At 68.2% G+C, this 20,967-nt stretch carries 26 protein-coding genes; 12 read left to right on the forward strand and 14 right to left on the reverse strand.

Going from position 1 to position 20,967, the window contains the following annotated elements:
• Window positions 1–99: 99 nt before the first annotated feature.
• Together tolQ and ybgC are read right to left on the reverse strand one after the other, a co-directional pair.
• Window positions 100–789: a protein TolQ gene (gene tolQ / locus RH90_RS03950; RefSeq protein WP_198283432.1), complete on the reverse strand. Its 690-nt coding sequence runs from the start codon at window positions 787–789 to the stop codon at window positions 100–102.
• An 8-nt stretch (window positions 790–797) separates the two neighbouring features.
• A complete protein-coding gene (gene ybgC, locus RH90_RS03955; RefSeq protein ID WP_010184021.1) occupies window positions 798–1,283 on the reverse strand; it encodes a tol-pal system-associated acyl-CoA thioesterase in 486 nt (161 codons plus the stop codon).
• Between the two features lie 110 nt (window positions 1,284–1,393).
• Here ybgC and RH90_RS03960 point away from each other — a divergent pair, with 110 nt between their 5' ends.
• The 4 genes from RH90_RS03960 to RH90_RS03975 are packed head-to-tail and all read left to right on the forward strand — an operon-like array spanning window position 1,394 to window position 4,286.
• Entirely contained in the window at window positions 1,394–1,813 is a 420-nt protein-coding gene (locus RH90_RS03960; protein ID WP_010184022.1) for a hypothetical protein, read from the forward strand.
• The gene (locus RH90_RS03965; protein WP_010184023.1) at window positions 1,814–2,062 is read left to right on the forward strand and encodes a helix-turn-helix transcriptional regulator; all 249 of its coding nucleotides are present in this window, start codon (window positions 1,814–1,816) and stop codon (window positions 2,060–2,062) included.
• The gene (locus RH90_RS03970) at window positions 2,059–2,805 is read left to right on the forward strand and encodes an ABC transporter ATP-binding protein (protein WP_010184024.1); all 747 of its coding nucleotides are present in this window, start codon (window positions 2,059–2,061) and stop codon (window positions 2,803–2,805) included. The genes RH90_RS03965 and RH90_RS03970 overlap by 4 nt, the downstream gene beginning before the upstream one ends.
• On the forward strand, window positions 2,802–4,286 hold the full coding sequence (locus RH90_RS03975; RefSeq protein ID WP_010184026.1) for a hypothetical protein: 1,485 nt from the start codon (window positions 2,802–2,804) through the stop codon (window positions 4,284–4,286). The genes RH90_RS03970 and RH90_RS03975 overlap by 4 nt, the downstream gene beginning before the upstream one ends.
• A 154-nt stretch (window positions 4,287–4,440) precedes the next feature.
• Here RH90_RS03975 and RH90_RS03980 read toward each other — a convergent pair whose 3' ends face one another.
• Both RH90_RS03980 and RH90_RS03985 read right to left on the reverse strand, forming a co-directional pair.
• Entirely contained in the window at window positions 4,441–5,229 is a 789-nt protein-coding gene (locus RH90_RS03980) for a hypothetical protein (RefSeq protein ID WP_010184027.1), read from the reverse strand.
• 58 nt (window positions 5,230–5,287) lie between these two features.
• Entirely contained in the window at window positions 5,288–6,319 is a 1,032-nt protein-coding gene (locus RH90_RS03985; protein ID WP_010184028.1) for an NAD(P)H-dependent flavin oxidoreductase, read from the reverse strand.
• A gap of 45 nt (window positions 6,320–6,364) precedes the next feature.
• On the opposite strand from RH90_RS03985, the gene RH90_RS03990 reads away from it, so the two are divergent.
• Both RH90_RS03990 and RH90_RS03995 read left to right on the forward strand, forming a co-directional pair.
• Window positions 6,365–6,781, forward strand: a complete 417-nt coding sequence (locus tag RH90_RS03990; protein ID WP_010184029.1) for a secondary thiamine-phosphate synthase enzyme YjbQ — start codon at window positions 6,365–6,367, stop codon at window positions 6,779–6,781.
• Between the two features lie 98 nt (window positions 6,782–6,879).
• Window positions 6,880–7,740 (forward strand): NAD(P)-dependent oxidoreductase, encoded by an 861-nt coding sequence (locus RH90_RS03995; protein WP_010184030.1) that lies wholly within the window; start codon window positions 6,880–6,882, stop codon window positions 7,738–7,740.
• Window positions 7,741–7,747: 7 nt separating this feature from the next.
• Here RH90_RS03995 and RH90_RS04000 read toward each other — a convergent pair whose 3' ends face one another.
• Together RH90_RS04000 and RH90_RS04005 are read right to left on the reverse strand one after the other, a co-directional pair.
• The gene (locus tag RH90_RS04000; protein WP_037492623.1) at window positions 7,748–8,437 is read right to left on the reverse strand and encodes an HPP family protein; all 690 of its coding nucleotides are present in this window, start codon (window positions 8,435–8,437) and stop codon (window positions 7,748–7,750) included.
• A 266-nt stretch (window positions 8,438–8,703) separates the two neighbouring features.
• Window positions 8,704–9,954 (reverse strand): aspartate kinase, encoded by a 1,251-nt coding sequence (locus tag RH90_RS04005; RefSeq protein ID WP_010184033.1) that lies wholly within the window; start codon window positions 9,952–9,954, stop codon window positions 8,704–8,706.
• A 62-nt stretch (window positions 9,955–10,016) separates the two neighbouring features.
• On the opposite strand from RH90_RS04005, the gene ubiG reads away from it, so the two are divergent.
• Window positions 10,017–10,754: a bifunctional 2-polyprenyl-6-hydroxyphenol methylase/3-demethylubiquinol 3-O-methyltransferase UbiG gene (gene ubiG / locus RH90_RS04010; protein WP_010184034.1), complete on the forward strand. Its 738-nt coding sequence runs from the start codon at window positions 10,017–10,019 to the stop codon at window positions 10,752–10,754.
• Between the two features lie 114 nt (window positions 10,755–10,868).
• Here the strand turns inward: ubiG and RH90_RS04015 are convergent, their stop codons facing one another.
• Window positions 10,869–12,401 (reverse strand): ABC transporter permease/substrate-binding protein, encoded by a 1,533-nt coding sequence (locus tag RH90_RS04015; RefSeq protein WP_010184035.1) that lies wholly within the window; start codon window positions 12,399–12,401, stop codon window positions 10,869–10,871.
• Entirely contained in the window at window positions 12,398–13,177 is a 780-nt protein-coding gene (locus RH90_RS04020; RefSeq protein ID WP_010184036.1) for an ATP-binding cassette domain-containing protein, read from the reverse strand. Before RH90_RS04020 ends, RH90_RS04015 begins: the two co-directional genes overlap by 4 nt.
• A gap of 149 nt (window positions 13,178–13,326) precedes the next feature.
• On the opposite strand from RH90_RS04020, the gene RH90_RS04025 reads away from it, so the two are divergent.
• Window positions 13,327–14,130 carry an SDR family oxidoreductase gene (locus RH90_RS04025; protein WP_010184038.1) on the forward strand — a complete coding sequence of 268 codons (804 nt, stop codon included), beginning with the start codon at window positions 13,327–13,329 and terminating at the stop codon, window positions 14,128–14,130.
• On the opposite strand, the gene RH90_RS04030 is transcribed toward RH90_RS04025, so the two are convergent.
• Window positions 14,131–14,424 (reverse strand): 4a-hydroxytetrahydrobiopterin dehydratase, encoded by a 294-nt coding sequence (locus tag RH90_RS04030; protein ID WP_010184040.1) that lies wholly within the window; start codon window positions 14,422–14,424, stop codon window positions 14,131–14,133.
• Between the two features lie 50 nt (window positions 14,425–14,474).
• Between RH90_RS04030 and RH90_RS04035 the strand changes: the two genes are divergently transcribed.
• Genes RH90_RS04035 through RH90_RS04050 form a run of 4 tightly spaced genes read left to right on the forward strand, consistent with a single transcriptional unit; the run spans window position 14,475 to window position 16,577 of the window.
• Window positions 14,475–14,888, forward strand: a complete 414-nt coding sequence (locus tag RH90_RS04035; protein ID WP_010184041.1) for a metallopeptidase family protein — start codon at window positions 14,475–14,477, stop codon at window positions 14,886–14,888.
• On the forward strand, window positions 14,885–15,469 hold the full coding sequence (gene ccmA / locus RH90_RS04040) for a heme ABC exporter ATP-binding protein CcmA (protein WP_010184042.1): 585 nt from the start codon (window positions 14,885–14,887) through the stop codon (window positions 15,467–15,469). The genes RH90_RS04035 and ccmA overlap by 4 nt, the downstream gene beginning before the upstream one ends.
• Window positions 15,470–15,474: 5 nt before the next feature.
• Window positions 15,475–16,110 (forward strand): heme exporter protein CcmB, encoded by a 636-nt coding sequence (locus tag RH90_RS04045; RefSeq protein ID WP_037493107.1) that lies wholly within the window; start codon window positions 15,475–15,477, stop codon window positions 16,108–16,110.
• Between the two features lie 53 nt (window positions 16,111–16,163).
• A complete protein-coding gene (locus tag RH90_RS04050; RefSeq protein WP_010184046.1) occupies window positions 16,164–16,577 on the forward strand; it encodes a GxxExxY protein in 414 nt (137 codons plus the stop codon).
• A gap of 62 nt (window positions 16,578–16,639) precedes the next feature.
• Here the strand turns inward: RH90_RS04050 and RH90_RS04055 are convergent, their stop codons facing one another.
• The 5 genes from RH90_RS04055 to RH90_RS04075 form a co-directional block, all read right to left on the reverse strand.
• Entirely contained in the window at window positions 16,640–17,506 is an 867-nt protein-coding gene (locus RH90_RS04055) for a class I SAM-dependent methyltransferase (RefSeq protein ID WP_010184047.1), read from the reverse strand.
• A gap of 133 nt (window positions 17,507–17,639) precedes the next feature.
• The gene (gene thrC, locus RH90_RS04060) at window positions 17,640–19,040 is read right to left on the reverse strand and encodes a threonine synthase (RefSeq protein ID WP_010184048.1); all 1,401 of its coding nucleotides are present in this window, start codon (window positions 19,038–19,040) and stop codon (window positions 17,640–17,642) included.
• Between the two features lie 11 nt (window positions 19,041–19,051).
• Window positions 19,052–19,687 (reverse strand): SURF1 family protein, encoded by a 636-nt coding sequence (locus RH90_RS04065; RefSeq protein WP_010184049.1) that lies wholly within the window; start codon window positions 19,685–19,687, stop codon window positions 19,052–19,054.
• Window positions 19,684–20,079 carry a DUF983 domain-containing protein gene (locus RH90_RS04070; protein ID WP_232280298.1) on the reverse strand — a complete coding sequence of 132 codons (396 nt, stop codon included), beginning with the start codon at window positions 20,077–20,079 and terminating at the stop codon, window positions 19,684–19,686. Before RH90_RS04070 ends, RH90_RS04065 begins: the two co-directional genes overlap by 4 nt.
• A 4-nt stretch (window positions 20,080–20,083) precedes the next feature.
• Complete coding sequence (locus RH90_RS04075; protein ID WP_010184051.1) at window positions 20,084–20,941, reverse strand: cytochrome c oxidase subunit 3; 858 nt, start codon at window positions 20,939–20,941, stop codon at window positions 20,084–20,086.
• Window positions 20,942–20,967 lie beyond the last annotated feature (26 nt).

Raw genomic sequence — 20,967 nt, forward strand, 5'->3', positions numbered from 1 at the left:
TCCACGAGCGCACCGTTTGTGGCACGCCCCCTCCACCACCAGCCCGAAGGAGGCTGGCGGTCCCCCTCCCCGTTCCGGGGAGGATCGAAAATGCGCCCCTCACCGGCGCACCTCGCTCTCGAGCTGACGGCTGAGCGTCGCGTGGAAGCCGTCGGCGAAGCGGTTGAGCCGCGCTTCGATGCGGTTGATGCCATGCGAAAAGCGGTTGTACGCGATCACCGCGGGGATCGCCGCGAACAGGCCGATCGCGGTCGCGAACAGCGCCTCGGCGATTCCCGGCGCGACAACCGCGAGCGAGGTGTTCTGCGCCTGCGCGATGCCGGTGAAGCTGCGCATGATCCCCCACACCGTGCCGAACAGCCCGACGAACGGCGCGACCGAGCCGACCGTCGCGAGGATGTTCAACCGATCGGACAGCTGGTCGATCTCGTTGGCGACCGCCGCGCCCATCGCCGTCGCCAGCCGCTCGCGCGTGCCGCCGCGATCGACCTGCCCGCCGACGGTCGAGCGCCGCCACTCCGCCACACCCGCGGTGAACACGCGCGCGATCGGCAGGTCGCTTTCGTTATGCAGCCGATGAAAGGCGTCGATATCCTCGGCCTTCCAGAAATCGCGCTCGAACGCCGCGGTCTTGCGGCGCGTGGCGCCGAGCCGGAAGAAGAAGCCGAGGATCACCGCCCAGGTCCAGACGCTCGCGGCCAACAGGCCGAGCATCACCGTCTTCACCACCCAGTCGGCCTGGAGGAACAGCGCGATCGGCGACAGCGTCGTCGCATCGGTGTTGAGCATGATTTCGTTCACGTGAGGCTATCCCCTGATCCCATCGCGCGCTCGCCCATCGCCTGGGCGAACGCCGCGATCCATTCCTTTGGCTGGCGCAGCGGCCGGCCCGTTGTCGCAACCAAGGCCGCGGTGACGTCTGCCTCGGTGAGTATCGTCTCGCCGCGCATGACTCGTTGCTGAATATCGACTGATGCCGCCCGGACATTCTGCAGCGTTGTGAGCACGATCAGCGCATCGTCGAGTTTCGCCGGCGCGCGATAGCGGATCGCGAGCGCGGTCACCGCATAGGCCCCGCCGCCGCTCTCCTGATGCGCACGCTGGTCGATCCCGACCACGCGCAGCATGTCCGAACGCGCCCGCTCCATGTAGCGCAGGTAATTGGCGTGATAGACGATCCCCGAAAGATCGGTGTCCTCGAAATACACGCGCAGCGGAAACCGATGGACGGCTCCGACGATGCGGCCTTGCGCAGGCTGATCGAGGTCGCTGGCCGTCGTCATGCCAGCGCTGTTAATCTAACCGGGCAAGTGAGGGAACCCTTAAAGGCGCTTGCGATGATGTAACGTTCAGGTTACATGTAACCCGTAGGTTACGAATTGAAAGGTCGGAAATGGAGATCATCGAACTCGCTGAACGCGCGGGACGCGTACGCGCGCTTTTGCTGTACGTTTTTGCTGCGCTCACGGTCGTGCTGCTCGGCCTGACCTTCGCGAGCTGGCGGCCATCCTTCTTCCAGGGAATGTGGCTTGGCTTCACGCTCGTCTCCGCATTCTATCTCTCGCCACTCGTGACCCGCCTCAAAAGCGGGCCGCTCGCGCAGTTGCTCGAGGACGAAGTGACGCGGGAGCATCGCCGCGCGAGCAGCGCGATCGGCTTCTGGGCAGGCCTGCTCGCCGCCGCCGCCATGCTCGCGCTCGGCAGCGTGCCCGGACTGATTTCGGCGAGCGACAGCGCGCGGATCATCTTCACTGCCGCGATCGTCGTGGCGCAGGTCCGGCTCGCGACGCTCGAACTCCAGGCCGCGCGCTGAATGGCCGAAACGCTGCACAACACGCTGAAGGCCGAACGCGAACGGCTCGACCTGACGCAGGCGGCGCTCGCCGAACGCGTCGGCGTCAGCCGCAAGACGATCAACACCGTCGAGAACGGCGTGTTCGTCCCCTCGACGATCCTTGCGCTGAAACTCGCCGCCGCGCTCGACCGACCGGTCGAGGCCTTGTTCCAGTTGAATGGGTTTGCGCTAGACGATTCGGGTGTATCGCCTAAACAGGACACATGACCCAATCCGCGCTGCGCATCCGGGGCCTGGCCAAGGCGTTCGACAAGCCCGTCATCGCCGGGCTCGACCTCGATATCGCGGCGGGGCAGCTTTACGCGCTGCTCGGCCCGAACGGCGCGGGCAAGACGACGACGCTGCGGATGGTCGCCGGGCTCGCCAAGCCCGATGCCGGGTCGATCGAGATCTTCGGGGTCGATGCGCGGCGCGATCCGCTCGGCGCCAAGGCGATCACCGCATGGCTGCCCGACGAGCCGATGCTCTACGACAAGCTCAGCCCGCTCGAATATCTCGCCTTCGTCGCCGGGCTGTGGCGGATGGATCCGGGCCATGCCGCACAGGAAGCCGACCGGCTGCTCCACTGGCTCGATTTGTGGGAGCAACGCGACACGCGCTGCGAGGGCTTTTCGCGCGGGATGCAGCAGAAGGTCGCGCTCGCCGGCGCGCTGATCCACGATCCCAAGCTGCTGATCCTCGACGAGCCGCTGACCGGGCTCGACGCGAGCATGGCGCGCTCGGTCAAGGATGCGCTCCGGGCGCAAGTCGATGCCGGCAAGACCGTGATCGTCACGACGCACATTCTTGAAGTCGCAGAGCGCATGGCCGATCGGATCGGCATCATCGGCGGCGGCAAACTGCTCGCCGAGGGCACGCTCGACGAGCTGCGCGACCGCGCCGGCACCGCGGGCATGACCCTCGAGGACACTTTCATCCGCCTGACCAGTCCGGACCTCTACGCCGCGTGAACTGGGCGATCCGCCAGCTCGCGCCCGGCTCGTTCAGCTGGCTCGCGCTCAACGAAGTGCGGCTCGCGCTGCGCGCACGCAGCGGCGGGCGGATCGGGGTGACCCGGATCATCGGCTACCTGCTGATCGCCACCTGGGCGGCAATCGGCTGCGCGATCGCCTGGGGCCTGCGCGACACCGCGATCCCGGTGCTGCCCGAACTGCGCATCATGGTTCTGGCGGCCGGGGGGGTGATGCTGAGCTTCATGACCGCGCAGGCGGTGCTCGGCAGCCAGCGCAGCCTGTATGAAAGCGGCGATCTCGCCTTGCTCTTCTCTGCGCCGATCGCGCCGCGCAGCGTGCTGCTCGCCAAGCTGCTCGGCATCGCCGCGACGATCGCGCTGACCTACGCCGTCTTGCTCCTGCCGATCGTCGTGCCGGTTGCGCTGCTCGGGCATCCGCGGCTGTTCGGGACGATCGCCTTGCTCGTCGCGCTCGCTTTTACTGCCGCGGCGATCGGGCTTGCGCTGACGCTCGCGATCGCGACGCTCGTGGGCCCTCGCGCGGCGCGGACCGTCGGCCAGATCCTCGCCGCGCTGCTCGGCGGCGCGGTGTTCCTCGCCTCGCAGCTGTTTCCCCGGGTCGACCACCATGGCGGCGCGATGCAGCTGCTGTTCGAGCGGCTGCGCGCCGACGACGTCGGCATGCGCGGCCTGAGCAGCCTGCCCGGCCGCGCGGCGTTCGGCGACCCGCTGGCGATCGCGATCCTGCTCGGCGTCGCGCTGCTGCTCTTCGCGGGAGCGGGCGTGACGCTCCAGCGGCTGTTCCTGTCGGGCTATCAGGACGGCGGCAACCGCCGGTCGCGCAGCACGCCGAGCGGGCGTGCGAGCGCACGGCTGTTCCATGCCGGACTGACGCGGTCGATCTTCGCCAAGGAATGGCGGCTGCTCGTGCGCGACCCGGCGCTCGCCTTCCAGATCGTGATGCGGCTCGTCTATCTGGCGCCGCTCGTGCTGGCGATGCTCGGCCGTCGCCATGCGCTGCCGCTGCCGCCCGCGCTCGCCTTTGCCAGCGTGCTGATCGCGAGCCAGCTCGTCGGCAGCTTCGCCTGGCTGACGGTGTCGGCCGAGGACGCGCCCGATCTGCTCGCGGTCGCGCCGGTCGCCAAGGCGCGGATCGACCGCGCCAAACTGCTCGCCGCCTTCGCGATGGCGACGCCTTTCGCGCTGGTGCTGCCGATCGGGCTCGCCTGGCAGACTCCGGTCGGGGCGCTCGTCACGCTGGCGTTGACCGTGCTCGGCGGCGCGAGCGCCGGCTATGTCGAGCTGAAGCTCGGCAAGCCCAACACGCGCCGCAGCTTTGCCCGCCGCCGTCAGGGCGGGCTGGTCGCCGGTCTGGCCTCGGTCGCGATCGCCGTGCTGTTCGGCGGGGCCGCCGCCGTCGCGGTGTATAGCCTCGACGGGGGCTTTGCCGCGCTCACCGGCCTGATCGACCGGCGCTAAGCTCTCTTCGGCAAAAGCGGACGTCATCCGCTACGGTGCTGGGGTGCCGCCACCAATGCCAAGCAGCACGACCCGAAGCTGCGGCGCAGTGTGAACTTCGATCGCATCGACCACAGCCGCTGGAGCCAGCGCGACGCCAAGATCGGCGGCAGGCTCAGCGCGTGCGCCTGCCCGCACGCACCTCACGGCCGTCCGGATCGGGCAATAGCGCGACTTGATCGAGCTGGATCCACGGCGCCGATGGCACCGGCGCCGCCTTGGGATGCGACGGCGCGGTGCGCAGCGCGACGATCGGCGGGGCGGCGGGCGCGGCCATCTTGGCCGGCGCGGTGCTGGCGCGCCAGCGATCGTAACGGGCATAGAAATCGGTAAAGGCCGCGTCGAGCATCGGCAGCCGGGCCGCAGCGAAGGCCGGGAAGGCCGCCGGCGTAACCGTCTCGCTCTCGCCGAGGATCCGCGACGCGGTCGAACAGAAGGTCTGGTGGGCAAAGCCTTGCGAGAAGAAATTGTAGAGCACGGTCATCGCGTGATCGTAGCGGCCGCGCCACGCGCTGCCCCCACCGCTGCGATATTCGTTCGCGAGGCTCGCCTCGGCGTCACGCAGCACGCTGCGCTGGCGTGCGAGGATTGCGTTATAGCGTGCCGCGATGATCGCTTCGTCGGCCCCGCGACATGCCAGCGCGGCAACGTTCAAGCCCGCGCGAAAATGCCAAACGGTTGCCGCCGCGGTGAGCGCGCGGTTGGGCGTGTCGTACGAGCCGTCGGCGAGTCGCGCCGGGATCGGCATGCCGGGATAGCTGCCCGGCGGCGGCGCGGTGACGGTCTGGATCGGCGCAGGCGGCGCGACCGCTATCGCAGGCGCCGCGCGGTGCGACGCACATCCGCTGATCAACGCGACACCCGCCAGCAACGACGCGGAAAAGGCCGTTCGAATCACTCGCATCACACAACTCCGATCCCCGGGGATCGGTGTCGCACGACACTGGTAAACGCGGCGTTACCTAGTTCGCGCGTTGCTCGAGCGCCGCGCCGGCTTCGGCCATCAGCACCGCGATGATCTCGGCGACCGGCTCCTCTTTGGTCACCATTCCGACCGACTGCCCCGCCATCAGGCTGCCATGCTCGACATCGCCATCGACCACCGCACGACGAAGTGCGCCCGCCCAATAATGCTCGATCTGGAGCTGCGCCTCGGCCATCGCGACCTTGCCCTCGTCGAGCAACTGCGCGACTTCGCGCTGCTTGGTGGTGAACAGGTCGCCCCCGGCATTCTTCAGCGCGCGCACCGGGATGACGGGCAGGCGCGGGTCGATCTGCACGCTCGCCACCGCATCGCGCGCCGAGGCGCGCAGGAACGCCTTCTTGAAATTGGCATGCGCGACGCTCTCGGTCGCACAGACGAAGCGCGTGCCGAGCTGGACCCCCGCCGCGCCCATGTCGAGATAGGCGGCAATCCCCTCGCCGCGCCCGATCCCGCCCGCGACGAACACCGGCACCTTGTCGGCGACTTCGGGCAGGATTTCCTGCGCGAGCACGCTGGTCGAGACCGGGCCGATATGCCCGCCGGCCTCCATCCCCTCGACGACGAGCGCGTCGACGCCCGAGCGGATCAGCTTCTTGGCGAGCGAGAGTGCGGGCGCGAAACAGATCAGCTTGGCGCCATTGGCCTTGATGGCGTCGATCGAGCCCGTCGGCGGAAGCCCGCCGGCGAGCACGACATGGCCGACGCCGTGGCGGTTGCACACTTCGATCAGGTCGAACAGCGCCGGGTGCATCGTGATCAGGTTGACGCCGAACGGCTTGGTCGTCAGCACCTTGGTCGCGGCGATCTCGCGGTCGAGCAGCTCGGGGGTCATCGCACCGCACGCGATCAGCCCGAAGCCGCCCGCGTTCGACACCGCGGCGACGAGGTTGCGCTCGGACACCCACGACATCGCGCCGCACAGGATCGCGACCTCCGAGCCGAGGAAAGCCGAACCGCGCGCCATGCGCCGGGCGAGGCGCGTCGCGCCGATCGAGGAGATTTCGTTCATCTGCCGGGCCTAGCCTTGCGCAGGGCTTTGGGGCAAGCCCGCGTCATGCGACAGACGACGACCGAACTGGTGATTGCGACCCCCGGACAGGGGCTGCACGAGATAACCGATGCCGTGGTGCGATGGGTGGCGCAAAGCAAGGTCGAGACGGGTTTGCTGACGCTATTCGTGCGCCACACCTCGGCTTCGCTGCTGATCCAGGAGAATGCGGCGCCGGCCGCACGGCGCGACCTGGAGCGCTATTTCGCGAAGATCGCACCAGAAAGCACAGGGTACGAGCATGACGACGAAGGTCCCGACGACATGCCCGCGCATCTGCGCGCCGCAGTGACGGCGACGAGCCTGTCGATCCCGGTGGCAGGCGGACGCGCCGTCCTGGGGACGTGGCAGGGGATCTATCTCTTCGAACATCGCCGCGCCGCGCATCGACGGCGAGTGGCGCTGCATCTGATCGGAGAATAGCGCAACCGGCGCGCACGATCACCATGGCGTCAAGCGCCCCGGAACCTCGCTGCCCGCCAAACGCTTGCGCTTCGACTTCTCCAGACAGGACATTCCCCATGCAGATCGGTTTCATCGGGCTCGGCAAGATGGGCAGCGCCATGGCGGTCAATCTCGCCAAGGCGGGGCACCAGGTTCACGCCTGGAACCGCTCGCCGGTCGATCCGCGCGAAATCCCCGGCGTCGCGATCGTCGATAGCGTCGCGGCGGCGCTCGAGTGCGAGGTGGTCTTCACGATGCTCGCCGACGATGCCGCGATCCGCAGCGTGTTGCTCGATTCGGGCGCGCTCGATCGTGCGCGGGCCGGGCTGATCCATATCGTCACCGCGACGATCTCGGTCGCCTTCTCGAAAGCGCTCGCCGCCAACCATGCGGCGCGCGGCCTCGCCTATGTCGCGGCGCCGGTATTCGGCCGCCCCGATGCAGCCGCCGCAGCGCAGCTCAACGTCGTCGTCGCCGGGCCCGACGCCGCGGTCGCCAAGGTCACCCCGCTGCTCGAGGCGCTCTCGACCAAGGTCTGGTCGCTTGGCAGCGAGCCCGCGCAGGCCAATGCCGCCAAGATCGCGGGCAACATGATGATCACCCAGGCGATCGAGGCGATGTCCGAAGGCGTCGCGCTCGCGGGGGCCAATGGCGTCGCAGCCGACACCTTCCTCGAGCTGATGACGGGCACGCTGTTCGGCGCACGCGCCTATCAGAGCTATGCGCCCAAGATCGTCTCGGGCGATTTCACGCCGGGTTTCAAGATGAAGCTCGGGCTCAAGGATCTGCGGCTCGCAACCGAGCTGGCCGATGCGGCCGAGGTCACCTTGCCCGTACTCGATGCCGTGCGGACGCGGATGCACGATGCGGTCGAAGCCGGAATGGGCGAGCAGGATTGGTCGGGGATCGCCAGCCGGCCCTATGCGCGCAAGGCCTGAGCGCGGCTCAGCGCCGCTGCCGTGTGCGCGCGGCGGCGTGAAAGGCGACACGCCCGATCAGCGCCTCGAGGTCCGCGCGACTGACGTCGAAACCGTCGCCGAGATCGGCCAGCGCAAGGTCGATATCCGCCGTGAGAAACGGTGCCGTCGGCGGCGCGGCGAGCGCATGATGCGGATAGCTGTGCCGCGACAGCCGATGGAACGCGACGCCGGCGAGCGCGAGCAGCATGGCGTTGAGCGCGACCGGCACGAAGGCGAAGCCGAACCCCGCTGCGCTGATCGCAGGGCCGCCGATCACCGCCAGCAGCGCGCTCGCGCCGCCCGGCGGGTGGAGCGAGCGCGTCAGCGACATGACCAGGATCGCGCCGCCCACCGCCAGCCCGGCCGCGAGCCCCGGCATTGGCACGACCCGCGCGATGCCGATCCCGACCAGCGCCGACAGCACATTCCCTCCGATCACCGGCCAGGGCTGCGCGAGCGGGCTCGCCGGGACGGCAAAGACGAGCACCGCCGATGCCCCCATCGGTGCGATCAGCAGCAGCGCGCTCGGCCAACCGAGCAGCCAGCCGCTCAACCACCCGGTCAGCGCAATGCCACACGTCGCGCCGACGCAGGCGAACAGCCGATCGGGCAAATCCGCCCCCGCCAGCAGCGGCGACCACGACCGGCCGAAGATCCGCAATTGGGAAGCTCGCATTCGCACAGTCCTATCGACACCAAGGTGCCTGCCCCTAGGGTCGTTTGACGGCCAAGGGAACCGCGCGCGCAACGCCATCGTCACCCCGCGATACCCCCGGGAATTTCGTGAAACCGGGCGCGCGCTGCTGTTCGCGGGCCAACGCGACTACAGTAAGGCCGACATGGCACATTTTGGCTACGGCCGCGGACGCGATCCGGTGACCTCCGCAGTGAAGCGCGCGACCAAGTGGCTTGGGGACGACTGAGCGCCCAAGGCGATGGTCGTCAGTCGGCGTCGAGCCCGTAGGCGGTGTGCAGCACGCGCACCGCGAGTTCGGTATAATCCTCCTCGATCAGCACCGAGACCTTGATCTCACTGGTCGAGATCGCCTGGATGTTGATCCCGCGCTCGCCGAGCGTGGTGAACATCGTCGAGGCGACGCCGGCATGGCTGCGCATCCCCACGCCCACCACCGAGATCTTGGCGACGCGCGTGTCGTGCACCAGCTCGGCGAACCCGATCGCCTCGCGCCCCTGGTTGAGCACCTCGATCGAGCGCGCCAGGTCGGCGGCCGGGACGGTGAAGGTCACGTCGGTCGAGCGTGCGGCGTGCGCGATGTTCTGGATGATCATGTCGACGTTGATGTTGGCGTCGGCGAGCGGCGCGAAGATCGCCGCGACCGCGCCTGGCTTGTCGGGCACCGCGATCAGCGTGATCTTGGCTTCGTTCTTGTCGTGCGCGATGCCGGTGATGAGCTGGCTTTCCATGTCTTCGATCTCCTCTTCGCCCACTATCATCGTGCCGGGCAATGTATCCGCCATCGGTGCGTCCTCGCCGGTGAAGGACGACAGCACCTGGACGCGGACGCCTTCCTTCATCGCGAGCCCGACCGAGCGGGTCTGCAGCACCTTCGCGCCGACCGAGGCCAGCTCGAGCATTTCCTCGTAGGTCACCTTCTTGAGTTTGCGCGCTCGCGGCACGATGCGGGGGTCGGTGGTGTAGACGCCGTCGACATCGGTGTAGATGTCGCAGCGGTCCGCCTTCATCGCGGCTGCCATCGCCACCGCCGAGGTATCCGATCCGCCGCGGCCGAGCGTGGTGACGCGGCCATGTTCGTCGACGCCCTGGAAACCGGGGATCACCGCGACTTCGCCCGCGGCGAGACTTGCCTCGAGCGCTGCCATGTCGATATTCTCGATGCGCGCCGAGGCATGCGCGTCCGAGGTCGAGATCGCGAGCTGCCAGCCGAGCCAGCTGCGCGCCGACACGCCTGCCGCCTGCAGCGCGATCGCGAGCAGGCCCGAGGTGATCTGCTCGCCCGCCGAGACGACGACGTCATATTCCTTGGGGTCGTAGAGCGACGACGCCTCGCGGCAGAAGCCGACCAGCCGGTCGGTCTCGCCCGCCATCGCCGACACGACGACGGCGACCTGATTGCCCGCCGCCACCTCGCGTTTCACCCGCGCGGCGACCGAGCGGATGCGTTCGATCCCGGCCATCGAGGTGCCGCCGAATTTCATCACGATACGGGCCATGGGTGGCAGAAGTCCTTGGGGTGGGGCTTGGGCTATGCGGGCGGTCCTGATAGGAAGCAGGCATGAACAGCGCAACCGTAACGTCTGCAACCACTATCGACCCGGCCGAGGCCGCGCATTTTGGCGCGATGGCGGCGGAGTGGTGGGATCCCAAGGGCTCGTCGGCGATGCTCCACCGGCTCAACCCGGTGCGGCTGCGCTATCTGCGCGAGCGGATCGACGCGCACTGGCTCGGCGATGACACGGGCTTCACCCCGCTCGCCGGCAAGCGCGCGCTCGATGTCGGGTGCGGCGCGGGGTTGCTGTGCGAACCGCTCGCGCGGCTGGGGGCGGCGGTGACGGGGCTCGATGCCGCCGCGGAGAATGTCGCGGTCGCGGCGACGCATGCCGCGGGGTCGGGGCTGGCGATCGACTATCGCACCGGCAGCGTCGAGGATCTGACGGGCGAGACGTTCGATCTCGTCACCAGCCTCGAGGTGATCGAGCATGTCACCGATCCGGCGGGGTTCGTCGCTGGGCTCGCGGCGGCGCTGGCGCCGGGCGGGCTGCTGGTGCTGTCGACGCCGAACCGCACGGCCTTGTCGCGCCTCGCGCTGATCACCTTTGCGGAAGGAACGGGCACGATCCCGCGCGGAACGCACGACTGGGACAAGTTCCTGACGCCCGATGCGCTGACCGAACTGGTGGTCGCGGCAGGGTTGAAGGTGGTCGATGTGCGGGGCCTCGGGTTCTCGGTGGCGAAGGGCTTCGTGCTCAGCGACGATACCAAGCTCGACTATTTTGTGACCGCCACCCGCTAATTTCCTCCCCTCCCCTTCAGGGGAGGGGCCGGGGGTGGGGCCGTGCCTCGCAGAGACCTAGCGCCCGTTACGTCCCCACCCCAACCCCTCCCTTCAGGGGAGGGGCTAAGCGCGCTACAACCCGACCTTGCGCTCGAGCCAGCGCGCCGCGGCATCGGGCGTTGCCTTGTCGGCATCGCGATCGACCTGATAGTTCGCCGCGCGCATCGCCTCGACCGGGATTCGCCCGACCATCGGCTGCAACGCGGCGACGAGCTTGGCATCCTTCGCCCGCCCCGGCGCTACCATCAGGATCGCGTCATACCCGGGGATCGCATGGCGCGGATCGCTCAGCACCGTCAGATGCTGCGCCGCGATCCGCCCATCGGACGAGAAGGCCGAGATCACATCGGCCTGCCCGCTCGCCAGCGCTTGGTACATGAAAGTCGGGCTATAGGCGTGCGACGCGCCGAACCTGAGCGGATAGGCGCGCTGCACCGCCGCCCATTCGGGCCGCGCGAGAAACTCGAGATCGGCACCGAGCGTCAGCTGCGGCGCAACGCGGACGAGATCGTCGAGCGACGCGATGCCCTTCGCCTTGGCCGCCGCGTCCTTCATCGCAAAGGCATAGGCATTCTCAAACCCGAGCGCGCCGAGCAGCCGGACCTGCGCGGTCTTGGCCGCCCAATCGCCGATCGCCGCGACCATTGCAGGCCGCGCTGGGATGTCGCGCCGCTTCATCTCGTTGGTCCAGATCGTGCCGGCATAATCGACATAGACATCGATCGCGTCTGTCTTGAGCGCCCCGAACACGACCGCCGAGCCGAGTCCGTCGCGATATTGCACGTGATAGCCGGCGCGCTCGAGCCGGTGCCCGATGACGCGCGCGAGGATATATTGCTCGCCGAAATTCTTCGCGCCGATCGTGATCGTATCGCCCGAACGCGGCCACAGCGGCGTCAGCGCGAGCAACACGCCGACGAGCAGCACGCCGCTCGACGCCCACACCCGCCCGTGCTTGCGCTGCGCGATGCCGCGTTCGATCAGCCCAAGCAGCGCATCGACTGCAAGCGCCAGCGCCGCCGCGCTAAGGCAGCCGGCGAGCACCAGCGCCCAGTTCTGCGTCTGGAGTCCGGCGAAGATCATGTCGCCGAGGCTCGGCTGGCCGACCGTGGTCGACAGCGTCGCCGCCCCGATCGTCCACACCGCGGCGGTCCGGATCCCCGCCATCAGCACCGGCGCGACAAGCGGCGCCTCGACCAGCCGGAGCTTCTGCCACGAGGTCATCCCGACGCCATCGGCCGCCTCGATCACCGCCGGGTCGAGCCCGAGCAACCCGGTCACGCCGTTGCGCAGGATCGGCAGCAACGCATACAGCGTCAGCGCGAGCAGCGAGGGCAGGAAACCGAGCGCGGGAATGCCGCCGCCGACCAAGCCCGACACGAACAGCAGCAGCGGATAGAAAAGCGCGAGCAAGGCCAGGCTCGGCACCGTTTGGACCAAGCTCGCAAACCCCAGCGCCACCCGCGCCACACCCGGCCGTCGCGCCGACCAGATCGCCAGCGGCAAGCTGATCGCAAGCCCAAGCAGCAGCGCTGACGCGGCCAGCAACAAATGCGCCGCGAGCAAAGGCGGCACGCGTGTGAGCGCTTCGACGAACGGGCTCACGCTTCCTGCTCCAGCGCGTGCAACTTGCGCGCCTGTTCGCGCGGCACCGCAACCAGAGCTGCGGCCACCGGCCCGCCCTCCCCCGCGAGCAGCGCCTTTGGCGTGGCGTCGGCGACGATCCGCCCCTTGTCCATCACCAGCACGCGGTCCGCGAGGATCAGCGCCTCGGCCATGTCGTGCGTCACCATGATCGTCGTCAGGCCGAGCCGGTCGTGGAGCTGCCGGATCGCGCCGCCCAATTGATCGCGCGTGACCGGATCGAGCGCGCCGAACGGCTCGTCGAGCAGCAGCAGCCCCGGCGCGGTCGCCAGCGCGCGCGCGACGCCGACGCGCTGGCGCTGCCCGCCCGACAGCGCATCGGGGCGGCGCGCGGCGAACTCGCGCGGCAGTTCGACCAGAACGAGGAGTTCGGCGACGCGTTCGGCATTCGTCCGCTCGCCCGCGAGACGCAACCCGATCGCGATATTCTCGGCGACGCTCATATGCGGGAACAGGCCGATATTCTGGAAGACATAGCCGATCCGCCGCCGCAGCACATGCGCTGGCTCGTCACCGACCGCCCCGCCGCCGATGCGGACCACGCCCGCGCTCGGTGCGATCAGGCGGTTGATCATCTTGAGCAAGGTCGACTTGCCCGAGCCCGAGCTGCCGACCAGTGCGACGAAGCTGCCGCCGGCGATCTCGACCGAGACGCCGTCGACCGCGATCGTCCCGCCGGCATAGGCTTTGGTGACGCCGTCGAAGGCGACGGCGGGGCCGGGAGACTGGACTGACATCACGCGCTTTGTGCGGGAGCTTTGCGGGAGCGTCAAACCTTGGTTCGCCCGGGCTTGTCGCGAGCGCGCGCGTATCGCACACTCGCCGCCAACGCTCGAGCGGCCCGGTGCAAATCGGGGCGACCCCGGCATGACGGATAGGATGTACGATGACCGAAACCCCAAAGGCAATTTTCATCACCGGCGGGGGATCGGGGATCGGCCAGGCGACCGCCAAGCTGTTCGCGGCGCGCGGCTGGCGCGTCGGGCTCGCCGACGTCAACACGGCAGGGCTCGCGGCGACCGCCGCGATGCTGCCCGCAGGCATGGTCGAGACCTACCAGATGGACGTGCGCGACCGCGAGGCGTGGGTCGTGCATCTCGACGCCTTTACCGCCACCACGGGCGGTCGGCTCGACGTGCTGTTCAACAATGCCGGGATCGGCACCGGCGGCCCGATCGCCGAGATGAGCTTCGACGATCTCGACCGCGTCGTCGCGATCAACCTGGTCGGCGTGCTCAACGGCGCCAAGATCGGTTACCCCTATCTCGCGCGCACACCGGGTTCGTGCCTGCTTAACACCGCTTCGGCGTCTGCGATCTACGGCTCGTCGGGTCTGCCCGTCTATTCGGCGACCAAGTTCGGCGTACGCGCGCTGACCGAGGCGCTCGACGGCGAATGGTATGGCGCCGGGATCAAGGTACGCGACCTCGTCCCGAGCTTCATCGACACGCCTTTGCTCGCGACGCCGGCGGGCAACAGCAACTACTCGATCAAGCAGGTCGTCACCAATGCCGGGCTCGAGCTGACCAATGTCGACAAGGTCGCACAGGCCGCATGGGACGCGGTCCACGGCGACAAGGTCCACACCTATGTCGGCAAGACCGCCGACAAGATGGCGTTCGCCGCGCGCTGGATGCCGGGCAGCTTGCGCAAGCGGATGCGGCGCGGGACGATCGGCTCAGCCCAATAATCAGGCAAGTAACGCGTCGATCGCCTCGGCCAGCGCCACGTCCTTGTGCGACAATCCGGCGGCATCGTGCGTGGTCAGCAGCACATCGACGCGGTTCCACACGTTCGACCATTCGGGATGATGGTCGGCCTTTTCGGCAAGCAGCGCGACACGCGTCATGAAGGCGAACGCCTCGCTGAAATCGGCGAAGGTGAAGCGGCGCGTGATCGCGTCGCGCGCTTCATCATAGTCCCACTCGTCGAGCGTATCGAGCGCCTCGGCGCGGCCTTCGTCGTTCAGCGGTTCGACCTTCATTCCTGCTCTCCTGCTGGCGTGCGCGCCGCCTTCGCCGTAAGGCATAGCCAATGCCGCCCGCCGATCAACCGCGTAACCCGCCCGACGCCGACGCGATCGAAGCGATCGCGCGCGCGACGATCACCGGGCTCCCCGCGGAATTCCGCGCGCATCTCGGCGATGTTGTGCTGATCGTCGAGGAGCTGGCCGATGACGAGACGCTCGACGCGCTCGGCATCGAGCATCCGCTCGATCTGACCGGGCTGTATCACGGCCGCCCGGTCGGCGAGAAATCGTCGATGGACAGCGGCGGCCTGCCCGACCGGATCCATCTCTATCGCCGCGCGATCCTCGACGAATGGATCGAGACCGGGGTCGATCTCCACGCGCTCGTCGCGCACGTCATGATCCACGAGATCGGCCATCATTTCGGCCTGTCCGACGACGACATGCACGCGCTCGAAGACGCGGCGGGGCCCGCGTGACGCCGGTCTTCGCCTTTCGCGACGTAAGCTGCGTCCGGGGTGGGCGGATGCTGTTCGAGCATATCTCTTTCGTGGTCCCGCCGGGCGGGGCGGTGCTGGTGTCGGGGCCGAACGGCGTCGGCAAATCGAGCCTGATCCGCATCGCGGCGGGCTTGCTCCGCGCCGCCGCGGGCGAGGTCGTGGCCGCGCCGCACCCTGCGCTGATGGCGGAAGCTGCAGCGCTCGATGCCGCGCGGCCGCTTGGCGCCGCATTGCACTTCTGGGCGACGCTCGATCCGGCACCCGCCAGCGCGACCGAGCGCGTGGCTAAGGCACTCGATGCCGTCGGGCTCGCCACGATCGCTGCGGTGCCGGTGCGCCTGCTCTCGACCGGCCAGCGCCGCCGTGCAGCGCTCGCGCGCGTCGTAGCGAGTGGCGCGCCGCTCTGGTTACTCGACGAACCCGCCAACGGTCTCGACGTGGTGAGCGTGGCGATGCTCGAACGGCTGATCGCGACGCATCGCGCGGGCGGCGGTGCGGTCGCGGTGGCGACGCATCTGCCGATTGCGCTGCCCGATGCAATTTCGGTCGTGCTCGGGTGAGCGGCCTGCTTGCTCTGGTCGCGCGCGACGTGCGGATCGCCTGGGCGAGTGGCGGGATCGTCAACGCGCTTGCGTTCTTCCTGCTAGTCACGATCCTCTTTCCGTTCGCGGTCGGCCCCGACAGCGCATTGCTCGCGCGGATCGGTGGCGGGGTGATCTGGGCGGCGGCGCTGCTCGCCGCGCTGATGCCGGTCGAGCGGCTGATCGGCCCCGATGCCGAAAGCGGCGTGCTCGATCAGCTCGCGGTGCGCGGGGTCAGCATGGCGGCGGCGTCGGCGGCCAAGATCGTCGCGCATTGGCTGGGCTTCGGTCCGCCCTTGATGGTCGCGGCGGTGCTTGCCGCTGGGCTGCTAGGGCTGCCCGCGCAGACGCTTGGCGCGGTCGAGCTTGGGCTGTTGATCGGCACGCCGGGCCTCGCGGCGCTCGCCGTCGCGACCTCGGCGCTCGTTACGGGTCTGCGCGGGGCCGGCTCGGTTGCGGGGCTGGTGATGCTGCCACTGGCGGTGCCGCTGCTGATCTTCGGCGCGGGGGCGCTCGAGGGGGGCGGTCAGGCGGTCAAACTGCTCGGCGCGGTGAGCCTCGTGCTGCTGGCGGGCGCGCCGTTCGTCGCGGGCGCGGCGATGCGCGCGGGGATGGAGTAGAAGGGCTTCACGCGAAGGCGCGAAGGTTCGCGAAGGGCGCGAAGGGGGTGGGTATGGAGGTCGAGCGGATCGCTGCGATTGCGATCGATTGCGGATTGAAGATCCATCAGCGGGTGGGGCCGGGGCTCCTCGAATCGGCGTATGAGATTGTGCTCGCGCATGCGCTCGAACAGCGCGGCCTCAGTGTCGAACGACAAAGGCTCGTTCCGGTTCGGATCGATGGCCTGGTGATCGAAAGCGGCTTTCGCGCCGATATCGTCGTCGAAGACGCGGTCGTCATCGAGGTCAAATCGATCGAGCGATTGGCGGCCGTGCACGCCAAACAGGTCCTGACCTATTTGCGCTTTCTCGGCCTGCCGCTCGGCCTCTTGATGAATTTCGGCGGAGAAACCTTCAAAGACGGTCTCCGACGCATCGTCAACGCCCACAATCCCACCGGCTCGCCGTTACGGATCCATCGTTCCTGACGCGCACACCCGCCTTCGCGCCCATCGCGAACCTTCGCGCCTTCGCGTGAACCCCTTCTCCCTTACCGCGTCCACCGCGCAAAGATCGCCGTCGGTAGCAGAAGCCCCCGCGCTTCCTCGCGCACCGCCATCTCGCCGACTTCGACCCGGCCGCCGAGATCGGAAAGCGCCTGGCGCACCACCTCGCCGATCGCCAGCGCCGACATACGCACGGCATAGACGGTGAGGACGAGGAATTTGCTGTCCTTGTCGAGCAGCCGACGGCAATCGGCGATGAGGCCGGGCAGGCCTTCCTCGAGCTTCCACACTTCGCCGTCGGGCCCGCGGCCGAACTTGGGGGGATCGAGGAAGATGCCGTCGTAGCGCTTCTCGCGCCGCACTTCGCGCGCGGCGAACTTGGCGGCGTCGTCGACCATCCAGCGGACTGGGCGATCCGCCATGTCCGACAGGAAGGCGTTGGCCTTGCCGGCATCGACCGATTTCTTCGAGGCATCGACATGCGTCATCGCCGCGCCCCTGGCGGCAAGCGCGAGCGTGCCGACGCCGGTATAGCCGAACAGATTGAGCACCTGGTCGCCCTCGGCGACTTTCCCGCGCATCCACTCCCATTGCGGCGCCATGTCGGGGAAGAAGGCCAGGTGACGGAACGGCGTGTTCTGCGCGGTGAACAGCACTTCCTCCCAGCGCACGTGCCAGCCGCCGCGCGGCACGTCGCGCGAGAGATGCCAGCGCCCGCCGCCATCCTCGTCCGACGCACCGATGAAATCGCCATCGGCTTCCCAGCTGTCCGACGCGGGCGCCCACATCGCCTGCGGCTCTGGGCGGATGAAGCGGAAGCGGCCGTAGCGCTCGAGCTTGCGGCCGTGGCCGGAGTCGACGAGGCCGTAATCCTGCCAGGGTTCGGCGATGAGGGTGATGAGGTCGGTCATATCGTCCTCCCCTCCCTGGAAGGGAGGGGTTGGGGGTGGGTTGGCTGATGGGGCGAGGTCGGGCCAGACAACGGGCCGACCCACCCCCGGCCCCTCCCTTTCAGGGAGGGGAGGATTTGCGGACGACCGCCCATCACCGCGCACTCGCCCGCTCGGCGATATACGCCGTCACCGCGTCGAACGTCCCCGGCAGCGAGGCATAGCGCTCCTCGCGTTCGAACAAATCGCCCATCCGCGCCGGCAGCGACGGCCGTTGCCCGGTCGCGCGCTCGACCGCGTCGCGGAACTTGGCGGGGTGCGCGGTCGCCAGCGTGACGACCGGCACATCCGCCGGCAGGTCGGCACGGCGCGCCGCCGCCAGCCCGATCGCGGTGTGCGGGTCAATCACCTGCCCGCTCGAATCGCACGCCCAGCGCATCGCCAGCGCCATGTCGTCGAGATCGATCCGGTCGCTCGCGAACAGCGCGCTCGCGCCTTCGCGCTGCGCATTGGTAAGCCGCATCGCCTTCGACGTCTCGAACCCACGCATCTGATCGGCGAGCGAATGCCCGTCGCGTCCGCCCAGATCGAAGAGCAGCCGTTCGAAATTGCTCGACACCTGGATGTCCATCGACGGGCTCGGCGTCGGCACGACCGTCCCTTGCGAATAGTCGCCTGCGCTGAGCGCGCGGTGGAGGATGTCGTTGACGTTGGTCGCGACGATCAGCCTGGCAACCGGCAGACCCATCTTTGCTGCGACATAGCCTGCAAACACATCGCCGAAATTGCCCGTCGGTACCGAGAAGGCGACCGCGCGCTCGGGCGCGCCGAGCCGGACGGCGGCGTAGAAATAATAGACGATCTGCGCCATCAGCCGCGCCCAGTTGATCGAATTGACCGCCGATAGCGCGAACTTGCCCGAGAAGGCGGGATCGTTGAACATCGCCTTCACCAGCGCCTGCGCATCATCGAAGCTCGCATCCTCGAGCGCGATGTTGTGGATGTTGGGCGCGATCACCGTCGTCATCTGGCGCCGCTGGACGTCCGAGACGCGACCCTTGGGGTGGAGCATGAAGACATCGACCCCGGCGCGCCCGGCAAGCGCGTCGATCGCCGCCGAGCCGGTGTCTCCCGAGGTCGCGCCGACCACGGTGACCTGCTGCGTCGATCCGGTGAGGAAGCGTTCGAACAGCAGCCCCAAAAGCTGCAGCGCGACATCCTTGAAGGCGAGCGTCGGGCCGTGGAACAGTTCGAGCAGCCAGTTGCGTTCGTCGACCTGCGCCAGCGGTACCACTGCGGCGTGCGCAAAGCGGCCATAAGCCTGCGTGCACAGCGTGCGCAGATCGTCTTCGCTCAGCGTGCCCTCGACGAAGGGCAGCATCACCGCGACCGCGGTCTCGACATAGGACAGGCCCTGCAAGCCAGCGATCTGCTCGGCCGAGAAGCTCGGCCAGCGTTCGGGCAGATAGAGTCCGCCATCCTTGGCGAGGCCGGCGAGCGTTACGTCGCGAAAGTCGAGGGTCGGCGCGGAGCCGCGCGTGCTGATATAGCGCATGGCGCGTCGGGTTAACGAGGCGAAGCCGACTCGGCAACCGTTCGCCGCCGCAGCGCGAGCGCATAGATAATTGCGGCGAGCGCGGCGAAGACGAACCATTGTACCGCGTACGCCAAATGATTGTTGGGTACCGCCGAGAGATCGGGGCCGGGATTGGGGTCGAGCCCGGCGGCCGGCGGGTCGGCAACGAGCATCAGCTGCTTGGGCGCGCCCTCACCGACCATGCCGACGATCAGCGCCGCATGATCGGGCGCATAGGTCAGATATCCGGTAACGCCCCCGCCCTTCCAATCGGGCTTGGCGTGCGGATCGTTGCCGAAGCCAAGTTGGACCGCGAAGCCCGGTCCCTCGGCGCTGGTGCGGCACGTAGCGATCTGGCGCCAGCCGGTGCCGCCGCGTGCGTTGCGGCCACCCTCGATCGCGAAGCTGATTGGTTGCAGGCAGAACGCGCTCGCGCGGCGGAAGAGCAGCGTCGCGTCGGTCGCGTCGCGCGGGAACGCCATCGGCGGCAAGGTTACGTTGCGCGCATAGCGCGCGAGCAACGCTTCCTTCCCGCTGCGCCGGTCGAGCTGCCAGACGCCGAGACCGATCATCGCGACGATAGCGAGCGCGACGATGATGCTTGGAACCACCGGAACGCGTTTCACGGCAGCGTCTCGGGGGGGGCAATGCGGCCCTCGTGCGCCGCGGTGCGATATTCCGACCCGAGCAGCGCGGCCTTCGCGATGCGCAACGACCCGATCACGCCGAACACGGTGATCGGCAGCCAGATCAGCATCTGCAGCCAGATCGGGGGGCCGTAAGCGAGCTGGATCGTGATCGCGAGCCCGACGACAAGCGCGCCGAGCACCAGCGTGAGGATCGCTGCCGGCCCGTCGCCAACGTTGAAGGTGGTGAAATCGAGACCGCACACCTTGCAACGATCGCTGAAGTCGAGCAGCCCCGTGAACAGCCCGGGCGCACCGCAACGCGGGCACAGGCCCTTCAATGCAGCGGCAACGGGCGTCGGCGCCACGGCCTCGGCCCGTTGCTCTGTCACTGGCTCACCCTGCGTGGACCGGTGCGCCCCAGCCACCCCAGACATAGATCGAGACGAACAGGAACAGCCACACCACGTCGACGAAGTGCCAGTACCACGCCGCGGCTTCGAACCCGAAATGCTGCTTCGGGGTGAAGTCGCCCTGATAGACGCGGATCTGGCAGACGATCAGGAAGATCGTGCCGATCATCACGTGGAAGCCGTGGAAACCCGTCGCCATGAAGAACGACGCGCCATAGTTGAGTCCCTTGAAGGGGAACGGCGCGTCCGAATATTCATACGCCTGGATCGCGCTAAAGATCAGGCCGAGCACGATCGTGCACCACAGTCCCTTCTTGAGGCCGTCGCGATCGCCGTGGATCAGCGCGTGATGCGCCCAGGTGATCGTCGTGCCGCTGGTCAGCAGGATCAGCGTGTTGAGCAACGGGAAGCGAAAGGCATTGATGACCTCGAGCCCCTTGGGCGGCCAGGTGCCCGCCGTGTCGGTGACGACGCTGACGGTCTTGGCGACCGAATCGTACGCGATGTGCGCCGGGAAGAGCGAGAAGTCGAAGAACGCCCAGAACCAGCCGACGAAGAACATCACCTCGGAGGCGATGAACAGGATCATGCCGTAGCGCAGGTGCAGCTGGACGACGGGGGTATGATCGCCGGCATGCGCCTCGAGGATCACCTGGCGCCACCAGCCATACATCACCGCGAGCACGCCCGCGACGCCGGCGAAGAACAGCAGACCGCCGCCCGTGGCCGAATGCATCCACATGATTCCGCCCGACGCCATCGCCAGTGCCGCCATCGCCCCGGCGAGCGGCCAGATGCTCGGCGGCAGGATGTGGTAATCGTGGTTCTTCGCACCGGCCATGGGTTTTCCCTCTGCTCTGGTCTCTA

This window comes from Sphingomonas sp. PAMC 26605 (assembly GCF_000241485.1).
Classification (GTDB): Bacteria; Pseudomonadota; Alphaproteobacteria; order Sphingomonadales; family Sphingomonadaceae; genus Sphingomonas.

Coding starts and splice junctions, on each gene's coding strand:
- RH90_RS04055 (WP_010184047.1), bottom strand. CDS start 17,506: ATGACCGACCTCATCACCCTCATCGCCGAACCCTGGCAGGATTACGGC.
- RH90_RS03985 (WP_010184028.1), bottom strand. CDS start 6,319: ATGAACGAAATCTCCTCGATCGGCGCGACGCGCCTCGCCCGGCGCATG.
- RH90_RS03980 (WP_010184027.1), bottom strand. CDS start 5,229: ATGCGAGTGATTCGAACGGCCTTTTCCGCGTCGTTGCTGGCGGGTGTC.
- RH90_RS04025 (WP_010184038.1), top strand. CDS start 13,327: ATGACCGAAACCCCAAAGGCAATTTTCATCACCGGCGGGGGATCGGGG.
- RH90_RS04050 (WP_010184046.1), top strand. CDS start 16,164: ATGGAGGTCGAGCGGATCGCTGCGATTGCGATCGATTGCGGATTGAAG.
- RH90_RS04035 (WP_010184041.1), top strand. CDS start 14,475: ATGCCGCCCGCCGATCAACCGCGTAACCCGCCCGACGCCGACGCGATC.
- RH90_RS04075 (WP_010184051.1), bottom strand. CDS start 20,941: ATGGCCGGTGCGAAGAACCACGATTACCACATCCTGCCGCCGAGCATC.
- RH90_RS04030 (WP_010184040.1), bottom strand. CDS start 14,424: ATGAAGGTCGAACCGCTGAACGACGAAGGCCGCGCCGAGGCGCTCGAT.
- RH90_RS04000 (WP_037492623.1), bottom strand. CDS start 8,437: ATGCGAGCTTCCCAATTGCGGATCTTCGGCCGGTCGTGGTCGCCGCTG.
- thrC (WP_010184048.1), bottom strand. CDS start 19,040: ATGCGCTATATCAGCACGCGCGGCTCCGCGCCGACCCTCGACTTTCGC.
- RH90_RS03990 (WP_010184029.1), top strand. CDS start 6,365: ATGCGACAGACGACGACCGAACTGGTGATTGCGACCCCCGGACAGGGG.
- ubiG (WP_010184034.1), top strand. CDS start 10,017: ATGAACAGCGCAACCGTAACGTCTGCAACCACTATCGACCCGGCCGAG.
- RH90_RS04005 (WP_010184033.1), bottom strand. CDS start 9,954: ATGGCCCGTATCGTGATGAAATTCGGCGGCACCTCGATGGCCGGGATC.
- RH90_RS03970 (WP_010184024.1), top strand. CDS start 2,059: ATGACCCAATCCGCGCTGCGCATCCGGGGCCTGGCCAAGGCGTTCGAC.
- ybgC (WP_010184021.1), bottom strand. CDS start 1,283: ATGACGACGGCCAGCGACCTCGATCAGCCTGCGCAAGGCCGCATCGTC.
- RH90_RS04020 (WP_010184036.1), bottom strand. CDS start 13,177: ATGTCAGTCCAGTCTCCCGGCCCCGCCGTCGCCTTCGACGGCGTCACC.
- RH90_RS03960 (WP_010184022.1), top strand. CDS start 1,394: ATGGAGATCATCGAACTCGCTGAACGCGCGGGACGCGTACGCGCGCTT.
- tolQ (WP_198283432.1), bottom strand. CDS start 789: ATGCTCAACACCGATGCGACGACGCTGTCGCCGATCGCGCTGTTCCTC.
- RH90_RS03995 (WP_010184030.1), top strand. CDS start 6,880: ATGCAGATCGGTTTCATCGGGCTCGGCAAGATGGGCAGCGCCATGGCG.
- RH90_RS03965 (WP_010184023.1), top strand. CDS start 1,814: ATGGCCGAAACGCTGCACAACACGCTGAAGGCCGAACGCGAACGGCTC.